The organism is Halogranum amylolyticum (assembly GCF_900110465.1).
Classification (GTDB): Archaea; Halobacteriota; Halobacteria; order Halobacteriales; family Haloferacaceae; genus Halogranum; species Halogranum amylolyticum.
Map to the genome: position 1 here is coordinate 120,164 of NZ_FODV01000007.1, position 17,919 is coordinate 138,082.

Sequence of the window (17,919 nt, forward strand, 5' to 3'; positions counted from 1 at the left end):
GACAACTGCAGTTATGAGCAGAGAGTCGAGACAGTTGTTCATCGACGACGCGCGACGATACGTCTTCCAGAAAATAACCGGCCAGCGGTGGGACCCGCACGGAGTGTACGACATCACTCGAAACCGGAGAGGCGAGTAGCCGTCTCGAGTCGGGACGAACGCTCTCCGAGCGACGAACGACGAGAACCTCACGCCGGGCGGTAGCGTGTCACGTTACGTCACGGTCGGTGGGGTTCCCAAACGATTATATCCAGCTAGGTAATGTTATTGCGTAACAATACCATGGCCTCCGACTCCAGTCAGGCTCTGCTGGCAGCGCTTGCCGAGGGAGGTCCGATCGACGTCTGCTCGCTGGCGAACGTACTCGGCTGTCACCCCACGACGGTCGACCGTCGCTGCTGTGACCTCCAAGCAGACGGCTACGCATGTCACACCTCCTCCGGCGTATACGACATCACGGCGGAGGGACGTAGCTACTTGGCCGAGCTGAATGAGTAGCGCTACGGTTCGTAGTGGCTGACGTGGTCCGGTCTGATCGAGACGAGCACGCGTTCCGTCTGGATAGGGTTGGGGTACTCTTTCTGTCCCATGTACCGCTTCGTCAGTTCGTCGATGTGGTCACGTGCCCCCTCCGTGGTCACGCCGTCGACCTCGCCGCGGACCGACAGCATTCGGTAGGGGTCGTCCGGGTCGATCATACTGACCGCGACTCGGGGGTCCTTTCGAACGTTCTTCTCCTTGCGGCGGCCACGCTCGGTGTTCACCAACAGACGGTTCGACGCGGCGTCGTAGTCGATCCACACCGGTGCGACGTGCGGTCCGCCGTCCGGCAACAGTGTCGCTAGATGGGCGAACGTCCGCTTCTCGAACAGGTCCTGAAAGTCGGTAGGGATTGATGCCATAGCGTCGATACGTCGAGCAGCTACTAATACGCATCTCGGATCGAACGAGCGGCGAACGGGTCCTCGATGTGAGACGGCCGCCACGGACGACAGGGTCGGACGATATGCGAGGGAGACAGAGTATCCGACGGTCGTCTATTATAATTTCTGGGCAATAGGACTCTTGAGGCGAGATACGGTTGTGTGCTAGAGGTGAGAGACACGTGAGACGACGCGACGTCATCGGCGGTCTGTTCGTCCTCGGAACCGGTGGGACCGACTGGGTCGACACGCCACCCGGTGGCGGAGCGGAGTCGGGTGAGGGACCCGAAGAGGCTCGAACGATCAGTGGTGGAACGACAGTCGAGGGAACGCTCGGGGACGGGGAAGAGCTCTGGTACACGGTCGACCTCGAGAAAGCGGAGACGGTGAGCGTCGTCTTCCGGGTCTGTGAGGACTGGACCGAACGACGTGCGGCGATCAGCGTGTGTGCCCCCGACGGTACCGTACTGGACTCGACCGAGGTGCCCGAGTCCGACTACCCCCGAGTCGCAATCGGTGGGACCGTGCCCGAGACGGGAACGTACGCAGTGCGGGTCGCATCGCTGGAGGGACAACTCCCCTACTCGGTACTGATCGACGTCGCTGACGACGACGGCAACGAACCGAACGACGACAGGGAGAGCGCGACCGCGATCGTTCCCAGCGAACCGGTCGACGGTGTCGTCGTCGGTGCCGAGAGCGACTGGTACGTCTTCGACGCCGAAGCGGGAGACGGGATCGAACTCGAACTGACCGCTCACGATCTGGCGGACAACCGCGACGTCGAGATGGCGTTGTTCGACCCCACCGGAGACGAGATCGGTGAGACGCCGCGGGATCGCCCGTTTGGCGCGTACTCGACCGTCGCCAACTTCGTCGACTGCACAGACCTAGAAACGGCAATCGGCGCCGACGTCGCCGAGCGCAACGGATCGTACTTCGTCCGAGTCCAAGGAGTAGACGGGTCGGTCCGCGGCTTCACCGACTACACGCTCGTCGTGGAGACCGTCGACCTCGGCCGGGACGAGCCAAACGAGCACAGATCGACCGCGACGCCGCTGACGCCGGACGAGACGATCGAGACGACCCTCGCCGGCTACGACCACGACTGGTATCGGTTCGACGCCGACGAAGGCGACGAGATCACCGTCGACTACGAGGTAACCGAGTTCGTCGACCTGTTCAGTCGAGAGATGACGCTGTACGACCCGCACCACGACGTCGTCGACGTCGAGTGGCCGACGACGACGGCCGAGACGACGGGCAGCTACTCGCTTCATGTCGCCCAGAGCGACGAGATGGGGCCGAAACCGTTCTTGGAGAAGGAAGGATACGCACTGACGGTGTCGGTAGACGACGGCGACTCGTCGGAGACAGCACGTGTGACGTTTGCCGACCAGCGCTCCGACGGGGGCTGTGTCATCGTCGACGAAGTGACCCTCCCAGAGGGCGGGTTCGTCGTACTCTACGACGAGCGACCGTTCACCGGCGACGACGGCGTCCTCCCGAACGTCCGCGGCGTCTCGTCGTTCCTCGAGGCCGGGAGCCACGAGCGGGTCGAGATCGGCCTCGACGAACCGCTCGCGGAGTCACGGCGACTCTGGGCGGCCGTCTACCACGACTCGAACGGGAACCGCGAGTTCGATCTCGTGACGACGGCAGACCGCGACAAAGAGTGGCGATACACGACCGACGAGATACAGGTGATGGACGACGCCCGTGTCGAGAGGCGGTAGGCCAGTCGCGTGTCGCGTCGTCACCCGATTCGTGGTCGACGGAACCGGGGTGGCTCTCGCCGCCGGTCAGAGCCGAAGACGAAGAATAGGGGAGGAGGGGAGGGTCAGTCGACCGAGCGACGCCGGACCAGCGTGTCGTCGGCGAGGTATCGCTCGAGCGTGTTGGCGTCCGCTTCGAGCATCTTGAGATGGACGCGCAGGAGCGCGCTCGTCGCTTCGTCACCGAGTCGGTGCGAGAGTTCGACGTGCTCCCGAAGCTGTTCGACGAGCGTCGCGTACCCGTCGAGGTCGCGTCCGAGCGACGACCGGACGTCGTACCGGTGGGCGGCCTCGATGTTCATCGAGGCGTGCTGGCGGACCCCCATTGGTCCACAGACCGGCACCCCGCCGAGCGCGTGGACCCGGATGGCGAGGTCGTCGGTGACGACGGAGAGTCGGTCGGCGGCGTCTTCGAGGAACGCACCGATCTGTCCCCGTTCGGCACCCTCGGTCGTCCAGAAGTGTTTGCGCACCTGGTTGAACAGGATGTAGAGCCCCGAGAGGTCGGTGTTGAGAGCCGTCACCAGCTCTCCGGCGGCGGTCTGATCGAGTCGCAGTGCGTTCTCGGCAGTGGTGTCCCACTCCCGGCGGACGTGGGTGGGATCGAGTCGCCGGAGATGGGATGCGTCCGCCTGCGACGTGTCGCTATGTTCACTCGGTGAGTCACGTCGTTCGTGAGTGGCTTCGACGTCGTCCGCTCGGACGAGTGTGTCGTCTTCGAGGAGGTGTTCGAGGTCGCTGGCGTCGTGTTCGAGCGCGACGAGGTGCGTCTGCAGCCGCTCTGCCGTACCGTCGTCACACAGTCGTTCCGCGAGTTCGACGTGTTCGCGGACACTCGTTATCAGCGTCGCGTACCCCTCCAGATCGCCTTTCAGGGAGGCGCGGAGGTCGTAGAGGTCTTCGGCCTCCAAGTGGACGTCGGCGTGCTCTTGGATGGTCGGCGGCGTGTTCGGTGGGATTCCACCGAGTTCGACGATCCGAACCGCGATGTCGTCGTTGATCTCGCGGACGCGGCTGTAGGCCGTCTCGAGGAAGTCGGCGACCTCGTCGTGTTCGGCACCCTCGGCGGTCCAGTAGTGCTTGCGGAGCAGGTAGAACAGGTTGAACGACCCGGCGTGGTCGACGCTGAGCGCGTCGACGAGCGTCTCGGCGTCGCCGTGGGCCACTCGAAGTTCGTTTCCGTCGACGGTCCCCCACGCTTGGCGACGTTCGCCAGTGTCGGGTTCGCGAACCAGACGGCCGTCTTTTGTCGCCATACTACTCTCCCCCGCGCGCGACGTGTTCGGATCGGCGTGGCGCGGCTCTCCTGTCTCCGTCCTCGATGGATCCGTCGTCACGGGCGGGTAGTTCGTTGGAACTCATCTTACCCAAGCTTCGGTGTCCACCACCTTGATTATTGCCGATACCACCCACGTTCTGTGCACGCCGTCTTTCGGAAGAACTGAGACAAGTGACCGCTGGAGCAGAGGATCCTCACCGGGGAGTCAGTCGTCCGCCGCGGGCGGTTCCGCCTCTTCCGGACGCTCCGTCTCGGCGTCCTCTTCAGGTTCCGTGAAGAGTTCCTCTCTCTCTCTCGGTTCGCTTCGACGAGTCGACGTTCGTGGTGACACATGACGACCCACCATGAGACACTATGTCATCGTCCGGCAAAACTCTTGAGTCGCGAGACGGAGCACGTCGGCGCCGATCGAAGTTTAGTCGGTGTCCGCTTCGGGATTGTGCGACCGGCGATACAGTGCCACCATCTTCCACAGCGACCCCTCGATATCTCCGTCGTCCGACTCGGCCTGCAGTTGTCTGTACAGTTCTTCCGAGACGGTGATCTCTGGCATGTCTAGTGTTAATAATACCCACGCTAATGTAGGTTTAGGCCGACGGAGGCGACGAACGTAGTTCGCAAGCTAAGTCCTGGGAGTAGGCCAATTGTAAGCGCCCGTTCCGACCCTTTTGGAGTACGAATCGATGGATTCGTAGTTGCAATACTTCTCTTACTCACTACGTCGTCGCTCCGTCGGGTCGAGTAACCGTAATCGAGGGTCAGCGCTCGGACAGGCGAAAGACTGTATGTGGTGCCGCTGGAAGGGACGCGTAGATACATGGACTACGTTGACGAAGGCGACCGGATCGTGGTCAGACTCGACCCCGGCGAACAGGTGCTGGAGGAACTCGCGACGGTCCGTGACGAACTGGACGTCGAGAACGGGTTCCTGACGGGGATCGGCGCCGTCGACACCGTCACGCTCGGGCACTACGACGTCGACGAACAGGAGTACAACGAAGAGGAGTTCACGGGCCAGTTCGAGGTGACGAGTTTCCTGGGGAACGTCGGCCCCGACAAGATCCACACGCACATCCAAGTCGCTACCAGCGAGTTCGAGTCGCTCGGTGGCCACTGTTCGGGCGCACGCGTCTCGGGGACGTTCGAGGTCGTGATCACGACCGGCGAGACACCGCTGACCCACCGACTCGACGAGCAGACGGGTCTCGACGTCTTCGACCTCTAGCGCTGGAGGCCAGTACGACGTCGTAGGGGTCGACCGAAGATACCGACGGGAAACGCCACGATCCCCGGGCGCTCGACGTGGTGAGCGAAGACGTAACCGGATCGCAGATCAGTCGTCGCCGTGGAGGTCACCCACCGAGAACGTCTCGTCGTCGAGTTCGATCTCCTGGGGGACAGAACTCGTGTCGTGTGTCCCGGCCGGCGGCAGGTTCACGTCCGCGGCGGGAGAGACGTCCAAATCGGTCCCGTCGTCCAGCGTCGTCATCCCGTCGCCCGCCTCGCGTGCGTCCTGGTCGAGACGCATCGAACAGAACTCGACGCCGCACATCGAACAGAAACGCGCGTCCTTGTAGTTGTCGCCGGGTAACGTCTGGTCGTGGTAGCTCCGAGCACGCTCGGGATCGAGTGCGAGTTCGAACTGCCGTCGCCAGTCAAACTCGTAGCGCGCCTCCGAGAGCGCGTCGTCCCAATCTCGTGCACCCGGCAGCCCGTTCGCGACGTCGGCCGCGTGGGCGGCGATCCGATACGCGGCGAGACCGTCCCGGACGTCCGTCGCCTCGGGCAGACCGAGATGCTCTTTGGGCGTTACGTAACAGAGCATCGCTGCACCCCCACGGGCGGCCTCCGTCGCACCGATGGCGCTGGTGATGTGGTCGTACCCCGGTGCGACGTCCGTCACGAGCGGTCCGAGCACGTAGAACGGCGCGCCGTCACAGACGTCCTGTTGCCGCTCGACGTTGTCCCGAATCTGGTCCATCGGGACGTGGCCCGGCCCCTCGACCATCACCTGGACGCCGTGATCCTGCGCGGTCCGCGTGAGCTCGCCGAGCGTGTCGAGTTCGGCGAACTGGGCCTCGTCGCTGGCGTCGGCCAGACAGCCGGGACGGAGGCCGTCGCCGAGCGAGAACGTCACGTCGTGGGCGGCGAAGATCTCACAGATGTCTTCGAACTTCGCGTATAGCGGGTTCTGCATCCCGTTCTCTTCGATCCACTGTGCCAGGATAGAGCCACCCCGCGAGACGATACCCGTCTTGCGACCGTCGGTCAGCGTGAGGTATTCCATCAGCACGCCGGCGTGGATGGTCATGTAGTCGACGCCCTGTTCGGCCTGTTTCTCGATGACGTCGAGTAGCAGTTCGTGAGTGATCTCCGCCGGGCTGTCGACTCGCTTCACCGCCTCGTAGATCGGCACCGTCCCGACGGGGACCGGAGAGTGATCGACGTTCGTCTCACGGACCGTATCGAGGTTCGAACCTGTCGAGAGATCCATCACGGTGTCGGCGCCGTAGTGGACAGCCGTGTGGAGCTTCCGGAGCTCTTCTCGTGGGTCATTGCTCGTCTCGCTGTTGCCGATGTTCGCGTTGACCTTCGTGGCGAACTCTCGGCCGATTATCATCGGGTCGAGCGCGTCGTGGGCGTGGTTGTTCGGGATCACCGCTCTCCCCTCGGCGACCTGCCGACGGACGAGCTCCGCCTCCCGATTCTCTCGTTCGGCGACTCGCTCCATCGCCGGTGTCACTTCCCCGTCTCGTGCCCGCTGAAGTTGAGTCCGAGCCATCGACTACTTGGTGATATTACTTAGTTATAAAACGCATGGAAAGCGGTCACCGAGAGGAGGCGAGTTTCGCGCTCACGAACGGTGTGGATCGCTCGACTCCGAGGTCGGACGTGACTCCCCCAATTACAGACTTTTGTCATATATTCGGATTTGAGTCTATACCGATCGGGCTACTGGCAGGTAGTTATTCGTTATCTTTACAATACTCTATCAGCGGAGAGACGGCCATCGACGTCGTACTCTCGACCGGTAGGAGATCGCTACCACGGTTAGGATCTCTGTTCTCGTCGGAAGAGCCGTCGATGAGAAACAGCGGTTCCGAGGCTCCGTTGCACAGTAGGAGAGGAGTACTCGGGCGATCAAACGACCCCAAATCGGGTCAAAGTGTGGCCGTACAGGGTGAAGGCAAGCGTTGAGCGATCGTCCGCCCCGGAAGAGATGTCCGCAATAGTATTGTGCGATCTGAACACATATGTTGCACGGTCTTGGCCGAATTAACAGTCCATATATAACATATTTTAGCTGATACGAGAGCTCGACACAGTCAGAAAAGGATACTTCGGTGGACACACGCTACACCAAGACGTCACGAGGCTGTCAGCTCGCGGCCGCTCTCTGTGAACCGGGCGAGACGTCGACGCTACGGTTTCAACAGCACCTTCGTGACACCCTCTTCGCGTTCGTCGAACCGTTCGTACATCTCGGGTGCTTTCTCCAGCGGTTCGACGTGAGAGACTATGAATCCGGGTTCCGCGCGACCCTCGACGATCATCTCGCGAAGCTGTCGGTCGTAGCGCTTGACGTCTTCGACGTCGAATTCGCTCCGCGCCTGTCGCTCCAACCGTCGGTACCGTTCGGTCGTACTACCGCCGTCGCCGGTGCGGTGTCCCTGGCCGCCGACCAACACCAGTCGGTCCACCTCGGGGACCGGCCGCACCGAGAAAGTCGGATCGCCGCGGCGGTAGTACATCCCGTCCGGGGGGTTCTTGGCGACGCGCACGGCGAGTATATAGGACCGTTTCGGCTTCATCCGAGCGAAGTAGACGCCCTTGTCGACCACGGGGAAGTGCGTCGCCACGACGACGTCGTCCGCCTGTATCGACCCGCGGTCGGTCGAGACGGTACACGGGGTCCCCTCGTCGACGTCCGTCACCGTCGTCCGTTCGAACAGATAGCTCTCCGACCCGCTTGCGAACCGGTCCGCGAGTTCGAAGAGGTACGCGCGCAGGTGGAACACCGCCCGGTCGTCGAAGCGAACCGCCGACTCGCCTTCGAACGGGATAGACGAGGCGTCGACGACCGAGGCGGGCAGGTCGAGGTGACTGGCCGTCTGCGCCTCCGCCCGGACGTCGTCCACCTCGTCCGCCGAGTCGACGTACGTGTACGCCGGCATCCGTTCGAACCCGCAGTCGACGTCGTACTCGTCGACAGTCGACTCTATGTCGTCGATCGCTGCCTCGTTCGCCTCGGCGTACAGGCGAGCGACGTCGAGTCCGAACCGGTCGGCCAGATAGTCGTATCTGAGCCCGTGGAGCGACGTGATCTTTGCTGTCGTCCGACCGGTCACGCCCGACGCGATCCGGTCTCGTTCGACGAGCGCGACCGACTGCCCGGCCTCGGAGAGGCGGAGCGTTCTCCCGTAGGTCTGCAGTATCGTGGTCAAGGCCGTAGTTGCCGCGTGAGACTTACGGGCGGTGGCGACCCCATCGTCCCAAGGTTCCGTTCGAGCATAGCGTTGTATCGCCGACACTCACCACTCTTCGTTCGTGTGACGCCCGTGCAGTCAACCTCTATTTAAAAACAGCGTCGACATGGCCATCAATAATAAACATCTTCCACTGGCAGTAGAAAGCGCATGTCTCCCGAACAGAGCCGTAGTGGTGACGACCCCCAGTATCGCTTTCGTGAGTTGACCGAGAACGGAGACGCGATGGAATCTGCAGGGCCGACGGCCGTGCGTCTGATGACCGACGGTGGGCAAGAGAGTGTCGAAGAGTCGGCCGACGACGAGTCCGAGGAGTCTGAGGCGACAGAGGAGGAGGAAGGAGAGAACACCGAAGAGACGGAAGAGACGGGTGACGACGAATCATCGGAGAGCGAAGACAGCGGAGAGTCGGAAGAGACGGATGACGGCGAATCGTCGGAGAGCGAAGACAGCGGAGAGGGGGAAGAAGAGGGTTCGACAGTCCTGTTTCTCGACCTCGAAGGGCTGTTTCTCAACCTTCTCGGACTGGAGGTCGACCTGAACGAGGTCGTCCTCGACGTGAGCGCCGTCCCTGGCGACAGTCGCTTACTGGGGAACCTCCTGTCGGCCGTCGCCGGTCTCCTCGACGGTGGATCGCTCGGGGATCTGCTCGGTGGCGGCGGTCTTCTGGGAGGACTGTTAGGGTTTGGCGGTGACGGGTCGGAGGACTCCGAGTCCGGCATCGACAGGTTCGCCGACGGACTTCGCGATACGTTCGACGAGATCGTCGAGGAGCTCCCACTCGAGGAACTGCTCACGGCCTTCATCAAGGAGCTCTTCGAGCAACTCATGGGTGGGACAGAGAGTAGCGAGAGCGGAGACGAATGATGAGTGACGATTCGAAGGGCGTGACTGATAGTCTCTCGAGTGTCACTGACGGAATCGACAGAGACGAACTGCTCGCGGACACGGAGTTCGAAGGGAAACTCGACGACGACGATTCGCTCAGCGAGGTCATCGGAGGAAGAGTCGGCGAAGTCGTCGGTCGTCGAGTGGGCGAGCAGTGTGGGGTGCTCGTCGGGAAGGCGCTCTTCGGAGACGTCCTCGGTGACGGCTCCGAAAACGAATCAGACGAAGCCGAGAGTTCGTCAGCAGACGAGGACGCCACTACCAAAGAGGGAGAAACGGAGGCTGAGTCGGAGGTGACGGACGACTCGGAGGAGGGGAACGAGACATGAGGTTCGGACCACGAGACCACGACCAAGAGTACGACCACCAGATGCGGGGGAGAGACGTATGACCGACGAGTCCGACAAAACGGAACTGAAACAGGTAGTCCGAGACGAACTGGACGACCAACTCTCCGTCGGCGACCTCCTCTCAGACGAATCACTCGCCGAACAGGTCGACGGCAAGCAGTTGGGTCAACAAGTCGGACGGAAACTCGGTGCGCTCCTCGGACGACGACTTGGCCGGCTAGTGGGCCGTTTGATCAGCGAGAAGGCGACGGGCGCCAGTTCCAGCGCCGCCGAGAGCTCGAAATCGTCGACTCAAAAGGGAGAGAGGCTCCGAGCGGCCGTCACGGCGGCGGCCCGAGAGGCGTCAGAGACGAGCGGCTTTCGGTCGGTGGTAGAAGAGAAACTCGTCGAGCAAGAGGAAGAACGCCAGACCGACGAGACGGACTCCGAAGCAGACGAAGCCGACACTGACTCCGAGACAGACGAAGCCGACACTGACTCCGAGTCAGACGAAGCCGACACTGACTCCGAGACAGACGAAGCCGACACTGACTCCGAGTCAAGCGAAGCCGCTGACCTTCCGCCGGAGCTAAGTAGCGACCTGAAAGCAGAGGCGTATCGGGATCTCTTGTCGAAGATGTCGTATCAAGATCTCCAGTCGATCGCGAAAGACGTCGGCGTCAAGGCGAATCTGAGCCGTGACGAAATGGAGGACAAGCTGGTCGAACAGTTCGGAGAGAATGGAGAGGAGAGCGAGAGTTGAGAGCTACCCCGGGCACAAGTTTTTTTTTGAGAAGAAGGTGTATCTCTCTCGAACGACTCCTCAGTTCAAACTCGACGCGATCGGCTCGGACGAACCACGGCTGATCGGTTCCAACAACCATGACCGAAACCTACTCAGACGTCGAGACGTTGCTTGCCGAGATTAGAGAGCGACTCGACTCTATCGACGACGGCAACGCCGACGAACCGGAAACGTTCACCGACAGTGAGAGAGAGGAGCTTCATGAACTGGTCGGGGAGGCTCGAACCATGACCGAGAAGTCCACTCTCTCTGATCTGTTTGACTCTGTCGACGTCGACGACGTGCCCGACACCGTCGAACCCACCGACGTCCCCGAACTGGTCGGCGATGCGTCGGCCGAGTCGATTCTCCGCCTTCGTCAGCTCCTCGAGTTGAAGCGCATCGACGAGCACTGGACGGAGTTGAGCGACGAAGAGCGGTGGCAACAGCTAGCGGACGTAAGCGAGTTCGACTCACAGGTAGAAGCCGAGACCGGAGAGGACCCGACCGGGTCACGGGACGTCGAGAACGGAGCGGAGGACGAAAAGGAACGTGCGGACGACACCCCCGACGCGACCACCGAACCGGCCGGCGCTGGAGAGCAGAACGAAGAGACAAGCCAGGACGAACAATCCTCGGTTAGAGAGTTCAGCGATCTCGTAGACGAGGTCCGGGCCCGGTTCATCGACGTCGACACAACCGAAAGAGCGAGCAACGAGTCAACAGACGGGCCCGAAGAGTCAACAGACGAGCCCGAAGAGTCAACAGACGAGCCCGAAGAATCAGCAGACGAAGCTTCGGCGGACGAGACGTCTTCGGACCGCCAAACCGACACAGGCAGTGCTCGTCACCGTTTCTCTACCGTTCCGTCGCAGAACCGGGCAGATATGTCGGCGCTCTCGCGACGCTCGTTCCGGTATCGACCGTGACTGTCGTTCGGTCGGAGCGACCGGTTTGGGATTGACGCCAAGAAGGTGCGCCTACGCGTTCGCACCGAACCACGTCCCCAGCGTCAACCCGTAGACGACGTGGCTCATGTCGAAGACGAACCGCTCGTCGGCGTCCAGATCGAGATCGAGGACCCGGGCGAGAACCACCGTCGTGCCGAACTTCGCGAGCACGAGGGCGAACAGTACGCCACAGAGGGTACTCAGCCGCTCGTGCTCCTGATCGTCGGCCGGTGTACCAAACAGAAGTGCCATCAGCGAACCGAAGCCGCCACCGCCGCCGGCCCCGTACGCGAGGTGGAGGACGAGTCCGACGAGCGGATACTGTTCGGGGTCGCCGTCGCCGACGAACTTCGCCCAGAAGTGGGCCGTCGGCGGCGGCGACCTGGCGACCGGGATCCGATAAGCGGACATCACGAGCGTGGCGACGATTCCGGCCTTCAGTCCGTCGACGAAACCCTCGGTCGTCGGCGTCGACGTCTCTGAAACCGAATCGAGATCGTCGGTAAGCGTTTCGGGACACATAGGAGTCTAGCTTCACTAGTGAGGTTAATAGCGGTGGTGGCCTCGGTCAGTCTGTCCATGGGGAGACGGAAGACGGCGATGACCGTATCGAAAGTGGGCCCGATCTCGTGTCTCGTCACGACTGCTGTGTCAGGTGTGATCGAGATAACTCCGAGAGCCACGGCTACGGTTCCGTGAACGCTCACCCAACGCTCGGCCGTCGTGTAGGGGATGATAAACACCCGGGAAGTGCAGGCAGTCAGACTCTGTTCCGGCCGGACGAACTACGGGTTGCAATGGCTCGAAACTTCACCGACGACGACCGGAACAAACCCGTCGTGACCGCAGACGGCGACCGCATCGGCACTATCAACGACGTCAACGACGACCACGCGACCATCGATCGCGAGGAGAACGAGAGCCTCACCGACAAGGTGAAAGATATGCTCGGCTGGGACGACGACGACTCGAACGAACTCAGGAGCGAACACGTCGACTCCTACGACGACGACCAGATCCGACTGCGACAGTCCCGGTGAGTAGGCCGCGTCGCCTCCCGCACACTCACTCTTTCTCTTCGACACGCCGCCGTCACCGCGAACGCGCGACCGGAACGGATGCCGACACGTTCGGTGACCAGAGCTATCAGATACCGACAACAGCTCCCTGCACGCCGATGTTTACAAGCGTAACTCTGTAACAGTACATATTCGATGCGGCTGTATAACAAGGGGCTTTTTAACTGGTGCAGAGGACGCTCGACCGGTCCGAACAGTGACCGTTCGTCGGGGGTCGACTGAGCGAACAGGCAGAACGGATTTGAGGGAGAGACGAGGAGAACGTGTATGACTGACGTAGACAGCAACGTCGACGCGGAACCGGGCGTCGAGTTCGACCGCCTCGAACGGGAACTCGAGTCCCACGACTACCCAACGACCCGAAGCGAACTCAGAGAGGTACATGGCAAACGCGTCGTCAAGCACTCGCAGGGGGAGCTCACTTTCCGACAGATACTGGAGAGTCTCGACGAAGACGAGCAGTTCGGGTCGCCGGCGGCTGTCCGAGAGGCGATCGTCGCGACGGTCAGAGCAGAGATAGTCGATAGCGAACAGTACGGCAACCGGAGCGCAGACGAGGTGCTAGACGAAGACGAGGTTTGAGGCAGTGGTGACCGTGGTCAGAAGCAGAGCGTTGAGTCCGCCCGACGGTCAGCTGTTATCGAGCGGCGAACTCGTCGACGAGCGTCTCACAGAACGCCGACAGATCGTCGGGGTTCCGACTCGTCACCACTCCGTCGTCCGTCACGACCTCCTCGTCGACCCACTCGCCGCCCGCGTTCCGGATGTCAGTCCGGAGGCTGTGATAGGAGGTCAGCCTCCGGCCTTCGGTGAGACCGGCCTCTACGAGCATCCACGGGCCGTGACAGATTGCGGCGAGCGGTTTCCTGTCTTCGACGTGGCTCTCTACGAACTCGACGGCCTCCTCGTCGGCTCGGAGAGTGTCCGCTCCCACGGTCCCGCCCGGAACGACGACGCCGTCGTAGTCGTCGGCGGAGACGTCCGAGAACGCCCGTTCGACTTCGAACGACTCGCCGGGTTCGAGATCGTCGTTCCGCGTCTGGACGTCGCCGGTCTCGCTTCCGACGACGTCGACGTCCGCCCCCGCCTCGGCGAGGGCCTGCTTCGGTTCGGTGAACTCGACCTCTTCGGTCCCTCGCGGTGCGAGAAGGATCGCGATACGCGTCCCGTCGAGCGACTGCTCTGTGTCACTCATCGCGACGTTTGTACGATCGGGGTCCAGATAAAGCTTCGAGCCGAAAATACAAGTCTCGAGCGGTACGGCGGACCGCCACGGGGATCATCACCACTCCGACAGCTCTCTCGTTTCGACCGCACCGCCAGTTACGACTCGGTGGCGTGCTCGGCCTCGAGTAACTCCTGATACCGGTTTCGGATAGTGACCTCACTGATGCTCGTGGCGTCTGATATCTCACCTTGAGTGTACTTCTCGCTGGTGAGGAGGCCAGCCGCGTAGAGTGCTGCAGCGGCGAGTCCGACCGGGTTCTTTCCGCTGTGGATCCCCTCGTCTTTCGCTCGCTGCAAGAGATCGTGGGTGCGCTCGACGAGTCGGTCACTCGCGTCGAGGTCGGAGGCGTACTTGGCGACGTAGTTCTCCGGGTCGGGTGGGGCGACCTCCAAAGAGAGTTCGCGGACGATGTACCGGTAGGCGCGTTTGAACTCCATCGCGTCGACACGGCTGACGGCCGCGACGTCGTCGATGGTGCGCGGTAGATTCGCCTGTCGCGCCGCCGCGTAGATGGAACTCGTCGCCACGGACTCGATGGAGCGGCCGGGGAGCAGGTCGTCGCTCAGCGCGCGGCGGTAGATGACCGACGCCGTCTCGCGGACGTTCTTCGGCAGTCCCAGCGCCGACCCCATCCGCTCGATCTCGCCGAGCGCCTGCTTGAGGTTACGCTCCTTGGAGTCGCGGGTGCGGAACCGCTCGTTCCACGTCCGCAGTCGCTGCATCTTCTCGCGCTGACGACTGGACAGCGAGTTGCCGTAGGCGTCTTTGTCCTGCCAGCCGATGTTCGTCGACAGCCCCTTGTCGTGCATCATGTTGGTGGTTGGGGCACCGACGCGGGACTTCTGGTCTTTCTCTTTGGAGTCAAACGCCCGCCACTCGGGACCGTGGTCGATCTCGTCCTCGTCGACGACGAGACCGCACTCCGTGCAGACGGTCTCGCCGTGTGCGCCGTCGGTGTTCAACTGACCGCCACACTCCGGACAGACGAACCGCTCGTCCGGTTCCGTGGTCTCCTCGCTCGTCTGCTCGGCTTCTGTCGTTCGATACGTCGTGACTGGCGGACTGTCGCGCGGTGATGGTTCGTTAGTGGAGGTGACTGAGTGGACGAGGGCGTGAACCACTCGTTCGGAAGCGGAGTCAACGCTTCAACTCGTAGTTGGGGAGTGTAGATAATGAGTCCTCGGTCGGCGTATGCCGAACCGAAGCGTGTCCGGAGCGCGCTTTTCCACGTGTTTGTGGGCGGACCCGTTCACACGTCGGTCAGTTCGCGTCGCCGATCGGCGAGGGCGACGTCGCCTAACGCCGAGTCCTCGACGAAGCGGGTGACGATCCACGATTCGGCCTGCTGCAGTCGGTACTGTAGCGTCGAACGAGGGACGTCGATCGCCTCCGCCAACTCCGAAAGCGAGAGCTCCCGTGGCGTCTCGTAGTAGCCGTTTGCGACCGCAGCCTCGACGGCGACTCGTTGTTCGTAGGGGAGTTCGGCGACCGAGACAGTTCGGTCGACCCAGTAGGCGGGGTCGCCGAGCTGCTCGAACTGTAGTTCGAGTCCGTCTCGGAGTTCGGTCTCCAGTCGTTCGTACAGATCACTGACTCCCTCGTCGGTACGCATGAGCAGATGCCACTCGTAGACGTCGTTCCGCCGTTCGGACGCCGTGAGGACTCCGTCGGCGAGATACTCGGCAGCGAGACAGGGAACCGAGAGACAGTCGTTCGTCGTGCGGTACATGTAGACCGTCCTGGTGTGGCGGTCGGCATCGAGCAGTTCGTATTCCCAGTCAGGATGGTCGTGGTCGGCGGCCAGACACTCGACACAGCCGTCGTACGAGTCGTACACGTCGTCGATCCGATCGAGCGCCTCGGTCGGTCCGGCGATGCGGTCGATGCGCCAGACGCCGTTCGCCGAGACGTGACAGGTGACCGTCCGAGCGTGTGCACTCGGATACTGCATGAACACGTCCATCACCGGATTCACCCCGTAGTCGTACGAGATGCGGAAGACGAACTCTCGCATGGACGTCTCTTGGGAGGTAACGAACAAATATCCTCGGTGCTCGGAGACCGCCTCCTTCAACTGGCGTCTCGAAGACCTTCGCTCCCTCTCGCCGACCGATCCGCCGCGTTCGGCGTCCGCCGAACTGGCAATCAATGCCGTAGAGGGCGAACCTTGAGGTGAGATGAGCGAACCACAGTCGACCATCGACTTCCACACGACCAGATACGAGTACGACGACGGCTGGACCGTCGCGGTCGACCTCGGCACGCCAGCCGTCGACGACACCGACGTCTCCGTCGACAGCGTCGGAGAGACGGCAGTCGTCAGTCTCGAGACAGCCACGCTGACGACGGAGTTCGACGTCGACCTTCCCGAAGCCGAGTACCGCACCCGGATACGAAACGGCGTCCTCGTCGTCGAAGGGACCGAAGAGGAGACTCGGGAGACGCGAAACGAGTAATCGTCGTCGACGGTGCGGTCGTCACTCTCGAGTAGCGAAATCCTCGTGTCCGAGGCAAACCACGTCGGTGCTGACGTCCGTCGACGCCCGTCAGTTCAGAGACGTCCGAACCCGCAACCCGGAGGAGACGCCAGCGAAGCCGTCGCGGATCGACCGACGAAGTGATCCATAGGGGGTAGTCGAACGAAAGACGGACCGGTCGGACGGAGTGACTGCGACCGAACGAGACGGATCTACTTAGACACGCCGCGTCGTGAGCAGAGATCACCGATCAGACGGTCGGTCCGACTGATCGAGAGCGATCGGTCTCCGAGACCGTGATCCCGGACGTTCGAGACGTCGCTTCGAGACTGTGACCGAGAGTACGCCGTCACGAGAAGAGTTCGGCTCGATCGGATCGGAGAGACAATCGGTGCAAGTGTCGTCTCTCGGTCGGTATCCCTGTCAAACGGGTCCGTATTCGGGTCGGTTACGGGTCACAGCTTCGGCCGAATTCGTCCCGTTTTCTGAGTCCTGGTACGCGGCCGTGACGACCGTCTCTGCCGGGAGAGAGGGAGGACAGAGGTCGGGCCGCAGATGCACCGTCTTTAGCTTCGATCCGGGACAGAGGGTACAAGCAGTTCTCTCCACGAGGAGGTAGTTTGTCGGATCACACGACCAAACTGTCCGAGATATCAAAACTAGTTGTGCGAGTACAACTGTCCAAACTACACTCGGCGTGCCGCGACGGCGAGTTCGCGGTCGGACCCGTCGGTTCAAGAACCAAAATCCGAATGGATAACACGGATCATCCCCGAGCTATCGTATGCTGCCTCGACAGCGGAAGCGGAGGATCATCGAACTCGTCACCGAACGGAACGGGGAGTCCGTCGACACGTTGGCCGAAGAGCTCGACGTCTCGGCGGCGACGATCCGTCGTGACCTCCAGCAACTCGCCGAAGAGGGGCTCGTCGAACGCTCCCACGGCGGTGCCCTCCCGGTCAAGAGCGTGGGGAACGAACGGTCGTACGGCCAGAAGGAGATACAACATCTCGAAGAGAAACAGGCGATCGCCGCCGTCGCCGTCGAGGAGATCCGACACGGCGAAGTCGTCTTCTTCGACTCGGGGACGACGACTATGGAAGTCGCGAAGAAGGCGCCGAGAGACGACTCGTTCGTAGCCGTCACCAACTCTCCGCTCATCGCGCTCGAGCTACGGAAACAGGAGGGAGAGGTGCAGCTCACGGGTGGCTCGCTCCGCCAGCGGACGAAGGCACTGGTCGGGCCGACAGCCGAGCAGTTCATGGACACCTCGAACTTCGACGTCGCGTTCGTCGGAACGAACGGGATCGACGAGGAGGGCCGACTGACGACTCCGAAGGCCGAGGAGGCACGGATGAAGGAGCTGATGATCGAGAACTCCAAGCGGGTCGTCCTCGTCTCCGTCTCCGGCAAACTCGGCGAGCAGAGCTTCAAACGGTTCGGGACGCTCCGCGACGTGAACGTCTTCATCACTGACGAGAAACTCTCCCCCGAGCACCGCCAGTGGTTCGAGGACGCGAACGTCCGCGTCGTCGACGAGGTGGTGGACTGAGTCCCTCGAAGAGACGAGACCCGACGTCGGAGATTCGACGTGTATACAAAATTTTCACTTTACCAGAGTAAATAGTCAAAATAGAGCGTGTTAGTATCATATTATTTATATATCTGCTCGTTGTGGATGATCAGAGCAGACACTGGCGAGGAAGATGCTGTATATTAG

21 protein-coding genes are annotated in these 17,919 nt (G+C 62.0%); 12 read left to right on the plus strand and 9 right to left on the minus strand.

The window, feature by feature from the left end:
• Positions 1-13 precede the first annotated feature (13 nt).
• On the plus strand, positions 14-139 hold the full coding sequence (locus BSG17_RS28285) for a hypothetical protein (RefSeq protein WP_280141180.1): 126 nt from the start codon (positions 14-16) through the stop codon (positions 137-139).
• A gap of 143 nt (positions 140-282) precedes the next feature.
• A complete protein-coding gene (locus BSG17_RS14385; protein WP_089825279.1) occupies positions 283-498 on the plus strand; it encodes a helix-turn-helix domain-containing protein in 216 nt (71 codons plus the stop codon).
• Between the two features lie 2 nt (positions 499-500).
• Here the strand turns inward: BSG17_RS14385 and BSG17_RS14390 are convergent, their stop codons facing one another.
• Positions 501-902, minus strand: a complete 402-nt coding sequence (locus BSG17_RS14390) for a PPOX class F420-dependent oxidoreductase (RefSeq protein ID WP_089825281.1) — start codon at positions 900-902, stop codon at positions 501-503.
• Positions 903-1,105: 203 nt separating this feature from the next.
• Between BSG17_RS14390 and BSG17_RS14395 the strand changes: the two genes are divergently transcribed.
• Entirely contained in the window at positions 1,106-2,659 is a 1,554-nt protein-coding gene (locus BSG17_RS14395; RefSeq protein WP_089825283.1) for a DUF7282 domain-containing protein, read from the plus strand.
• A gap of 104 nt (positions 2,660-2,763) precedes the next feature.
• Here the strand turns inward: BSG17_RS14395 and dpsA are convergent, their stop codons facing one another.
• Both dpsA and BSG17_RS27080 read right to left on the minus strand, forming a co-directional pair.
• Positions 2,764-3,954: a DNA starvation/stationary phase protection protein DpsA gene (gene dpsA / locus BSG17_RS27820; protein ID WP_244531547.1), complete on the minus strand. Its 1,191-nt coding sequence runs from the start codon at positions 3,952-3,954 to the stop codon at positions 2,764-2,766.
• Positions 3,955-4,392: 438 nt separating this feature from the next.
• Positions 4,393-4,530 carry a hypothetical protein gene (locus BSG17_RS27080; protein ID WP_170864814.1) on the minus strand — a complete coding sequence of 46 codons (138 nt, stop codon included), beginning with the start codon at positions 4,528-4,530 and terminating at the stop codon, positions 4,393-4,395.
• A 264-nt stretch (positions 4,531-4,794) separates the two neighbouring features.
• Here BSG17_RS27080 and BSG17_RS14405 point away from each other — a divergent pair, with 264 nt between their 5' ends.
• Positions 4,795-5,202, plus strand: coding sequence for a PPC domain-containing DNA-binding protein (locus BSG17_RS14405; RefSeq protein WP_089825285.1), 408 nt, complete (start codon positions 4,795-4,797; stop codon positions 5,200-5,202).
• Between the two features lie 108 nt (positions 5,203-5,310).
• On the opposite strand, the gene thiC is transcribed toward BSG17_RS14405, so the two are convergent.
• Entirely contained in the window at positions 5,311-6,759 is a 1,449-nt protein-coding gene (gene thiC / locus BSG17_RS14410) for a phosphomethylpyrimidine synthase ThiC (RefSeq protein ID WP_089825287.1), read from the minus strand.
• Between the two features lie 640 nt (positions 6,760-7,399).
• The gene (locus BSG17_RS14415; RefSeq protein WP_170864815.1) at positions 7,400-8,422 is read right to left on the minus strand and encodes an NAD(P)/FAD-dependent oxidoreductase; all 1,023 of its coding nucleotides are present in this window, start codon (positions 8,420-8,422) and stop codon (positions 7,400-7,402) included.
• A gap of 267 nt (positions 8,423-8,689) precedes the next feature.
• On the opposite strand from BSG17_RS14415, the gene BSG17_RS14420 reads away from it, so the two are divergent.
• From BSG17_RS14420 to BSG17_RS14435, 4 genes are all read left to right on the plus strand, one after another.
• A complete protein-coding gene (locus BSG17_RS14420; RefSeq protein WP_139246616.1) occupies positions 8,690-9,331 on the plus strand; it encodes a hypothetical protein in 642 nt (213 codons plus the stop codon).
• Positions 9,331-9,681 (plus strand): hypothetical protein, encoded by a 351-nt coding sequence (locus tag BSG17_RS14425; RefSeq protein ID WP_089825293.1) that lies wholly within the window; start codon positions 9,331-9,333, stop codon positions 9,679-9,681. Before BSG17_RS14420 ends, BSG17_RS14425 begins: the two co-directional genes overlap by 1 nt.
• Before the next feature lie 58 nt (positions 9,682-9,739).
• On the plus strand, positions 9,740-10,444 hold the full coding sequence (locus tag BSG17_RS14430) for a hypothetical protein (protein ID WP_089825295.1): 705 nt from the start codon (positions 9,740-9,742) through the stop codon (positions 10,442-10,444).
• A 119-nt stretch (positions 10,445-10,563) separates the two neighbouring features.
• Positions 10,564-11,394, plus strand: a complete 831-nt coding sequence (locus BSG17_RS14435) for a hypothetical protein (protein ID WP_089825297.1) — start codon at positions 10,564-10,566, stop codon at positions 11,392-11,394.
• A gap of 51 nt (positions 11,395-11,445) precedes the next feature.
• Here BSG17_RS14435 and BSG17_RS14440 read toward each other — a convergent pair whose 3' ends face one another.
• Entirely contained in the window at positions 11,446-11,937 is a 492-nt protein-coding gene (locus BSG17_RS14440; RefSeq protein WP_089825299.1) for a hypothetical protein, read from the minus strand.
• 275 nt (positions 11,938-12,212) lie between these two features.
• Between BSG17_RS14440 and BSG17_RS14445 the strand changes: the two genes are divergently transcribed.
• Both BSG17_RS14445 and BSG17_RS14450 read left to right on the plus strand, forming a co-directional pair.
• On the plus strand, positions 12,213-12,455 hold the full coding sequence (locus BSG17_RS14445; protein WP_089825301.1) for a hypothetical protein: 243 nt from the start codon (positions 12,213-12,215) through the stop codon (positions 12,453-12,455).
• Positions 12,456-12,761: 306 nt separating this feature from the next.
• Complete coding sequence (locus tag BSG17_RS14450; RefSeq protein WP_089825303.1) at positions 12,762-13,076, plus strand: DUF5789 family protein; 315 nt, start codon at positions 12,762-12,764, stop codon at positions 13,074-13,076.
• A gap of 55 nt (positions 13,077-13,131) precedes the next feature.
• Here the strand turns inward: BSG17_RS14450 and BSG17_RS14455 are convergent, their stop codons facing one another.
• The 3 genes from BSG17_RS14455 to BSG17_RS14465 form a co-directional block, all read right to left on the minus strand.
• Positions 13,132-13,689 (minus strand): type 1 glutamine amidotransferase domain-containing protein, encoded by a 558-nt coding sequence (locus tag BSG17_RS14455; protein ID WP_089825305.1) that lies wholly within the window; start codon positions 13,687-13,689, stop codon positions 13,132-13,134.
• 128 nt (positions 13,690-13,817) lie between these two features.
• A complete protein-coding gene (locus BSG17_RS14460; protein ID WP_089825308.1) occupies positions 13,818-14,843 on the minus strand; it encodes a transcription initiation factor IIB in 1,026 nt (341 codons plus the stop codon).
• Positions 14,844-14,971: 128 nt separating this feature from the next.
• A complete protein-coding gene (locus tag BSG17_RS14465) occupies positions 14,972-15,736 on the minus strand; it encodes a helix-turn-helix domain-containing protein (RefSeq protein ID WP_089825310.1) in 765 nt (254 codons plus the stop codon).
• 163 nt (positions 15,737-15,899) lie between these two features.
• On the opposite strand from BSG17_RS14465, the gene BSG17_RS14470 reads away from it, so the two are divergent.
• Positions 15,900-16,178: a DUF7127 family protein gene (locus BSG17_RS14470; protein WP_089825312.1), complete on the plus strand. Its 279-nt coding sequence runs from the start codon at positions 15,900-15,902 to the stop codon at positions 16,176-16,178.
• A gap of 805 nt (positions 16,179-16,983) precedes the next feature.
• Complete coding sequence (glpR, locus tag BSG17_RS14475) at positions 16,984-17,751, plus strand: HTH-type transcriptional regulator GlpR (RefSeq protein ID WP_089825314.1); 768 nt, start codon at positions 16,984-16,986, stop codon at positions 17,749-17,751.
• The last annotated feature ends 168 nt before the right edge of the window (positions 17,752-17,919 follow it).

What these genes read in the sequence shown, in the direction of transcription:
- BSG17_RS28285 (WP_280141180.1), top strand. Translation starts at nt 14, where the DNA reads ATGAGCAGAGAGTCGAGACAGTTGTTCATCGACGACGCGCGACGATAC.
- BSG17_RS14385 (WP_089825279.1), top strand. Translation starts at nt 283, where the DNA reads ATGGCCTCCGACTCCAGTCAGGCTCTGCTGGCAGCGCTTGCCGAGGGA.
- BSG17_RS14390 (WP_089825281.1), bottom strand. Translation starts at nt 902, where the DNA reads ATGGCATCAATCCCTACCGACTTTCAGGACCTGTTCGAGAAGCGGACG.
- dpsA (WP_244531547.1), bottom strand. Translation starts at nt 3,954, where the DNA reads ATGGCGACAAAAGACGGCCGTCTGGTTCGCGAACCCGACACTGGCGAA.
- BSG17_RS27080 (WP_170864814.1), bottom strand. Translation starts at nt 4,530, where the DNA reads ATGCCAGAGATCACCGTCTCGGAAGAACTGTACAGACAACTGCAGGCC.
- BSG17_RS14405 (WP_089825285.1), top strand. Translation starts at nt 4,795, where the DNA reads ATGGACTACGTTGACGAAGGCGACCGGATCGTGGTCAGACTCGACCCC.
- thiC (WP_089825287.1), bottom strand. Translation starts at nt 6,759, where the DNA reads ATGGCTCGGACTCAACTTCAGCGGGCACGAGACGGGGAAGTGACACCG.
- BSG17_RS14420 (WP_139246616.1), top strand. Translation starts at nt 8,690, where the DNA reads ATGGAATCTGCAGGGCCGACGGCCGTGCGTCTGATGACCGACGGTGGG.
- BSG17_RS14425 (WP_089825293.1), top strand. Translation starts at nt 9,331, where the DNA reads ATGAGTGACGATTCGAAGGGCGTGACTGATAGTCTCTCGAGTGTCACT.
- BSG17_RS14430 (WP_089825295.1), top strand. Translation starts at nt 9,740, where the DNA reads ATGACCGACGAGTCCGACAAAACGGAACTGAAACAGGTAGTCCGAGAC.
- BSG17_RS14435 (WP_089825297.1), top strand. Translation starts at nt 10,564, where the DNA reads ATGACCGAAACCTACTCAGACGTCGAGACGTTGCTTGCCGAGATTAGA.
- BSG17_RS14440 (WP_089825299.1), bottom strand. Translation starts at nt 11,937, where the DNA reads ATGTGTCCCGAAACGCTTACCGACGATCTCGATTCGGTTTCAGAGACG.
- BSG17_RS14445 (WP_089825301.1), top strand. Translation starts at nt 12,213, where the DNA reads ATGGCTCGAAACTTCACCGACGACGACCGGAACAAACCCGTCGTGACC.
- BSG17_RS14450 (WP_089825303.1), top strand. Translation starts at nt 12,762, where the DNA reads ATGACTGACGTAGACAGCAACGTCGACGCGGAACCGGGCGTCGAGTTC.
- BSG17_RS14455 (WP_089825305.1), bottom strand. Translation starts at nt 13,689, where the DNA reads ATGAGTGACACAGAGCAGTCGCTCGACGGGACGCGTATCGCGATCCTT.
- BSG17_RS14465 (WP_089825310.1), bottom strand. Translation starts at nt 15,736, where the DNA reads ATGCGAGAGTTCGTCTTCCGCATCTCGTACGACTACGGGGTGAATCCG.
- BSG17_RS14470 (WP_089825312.1), top strand. Translation starts at nt 15,900, where the DNA reads ATGAGCGAACCACAGTCGACCATCGACTTCCACACGACCAGATACGAG.
- glpR (WP_089825314.1), top strand. Translation starts at nt 16,984, where the DNA reads ATGCTGCCTCGACAGCGGAAGCGGAGGATCATCGAACTCGTCACCGAA.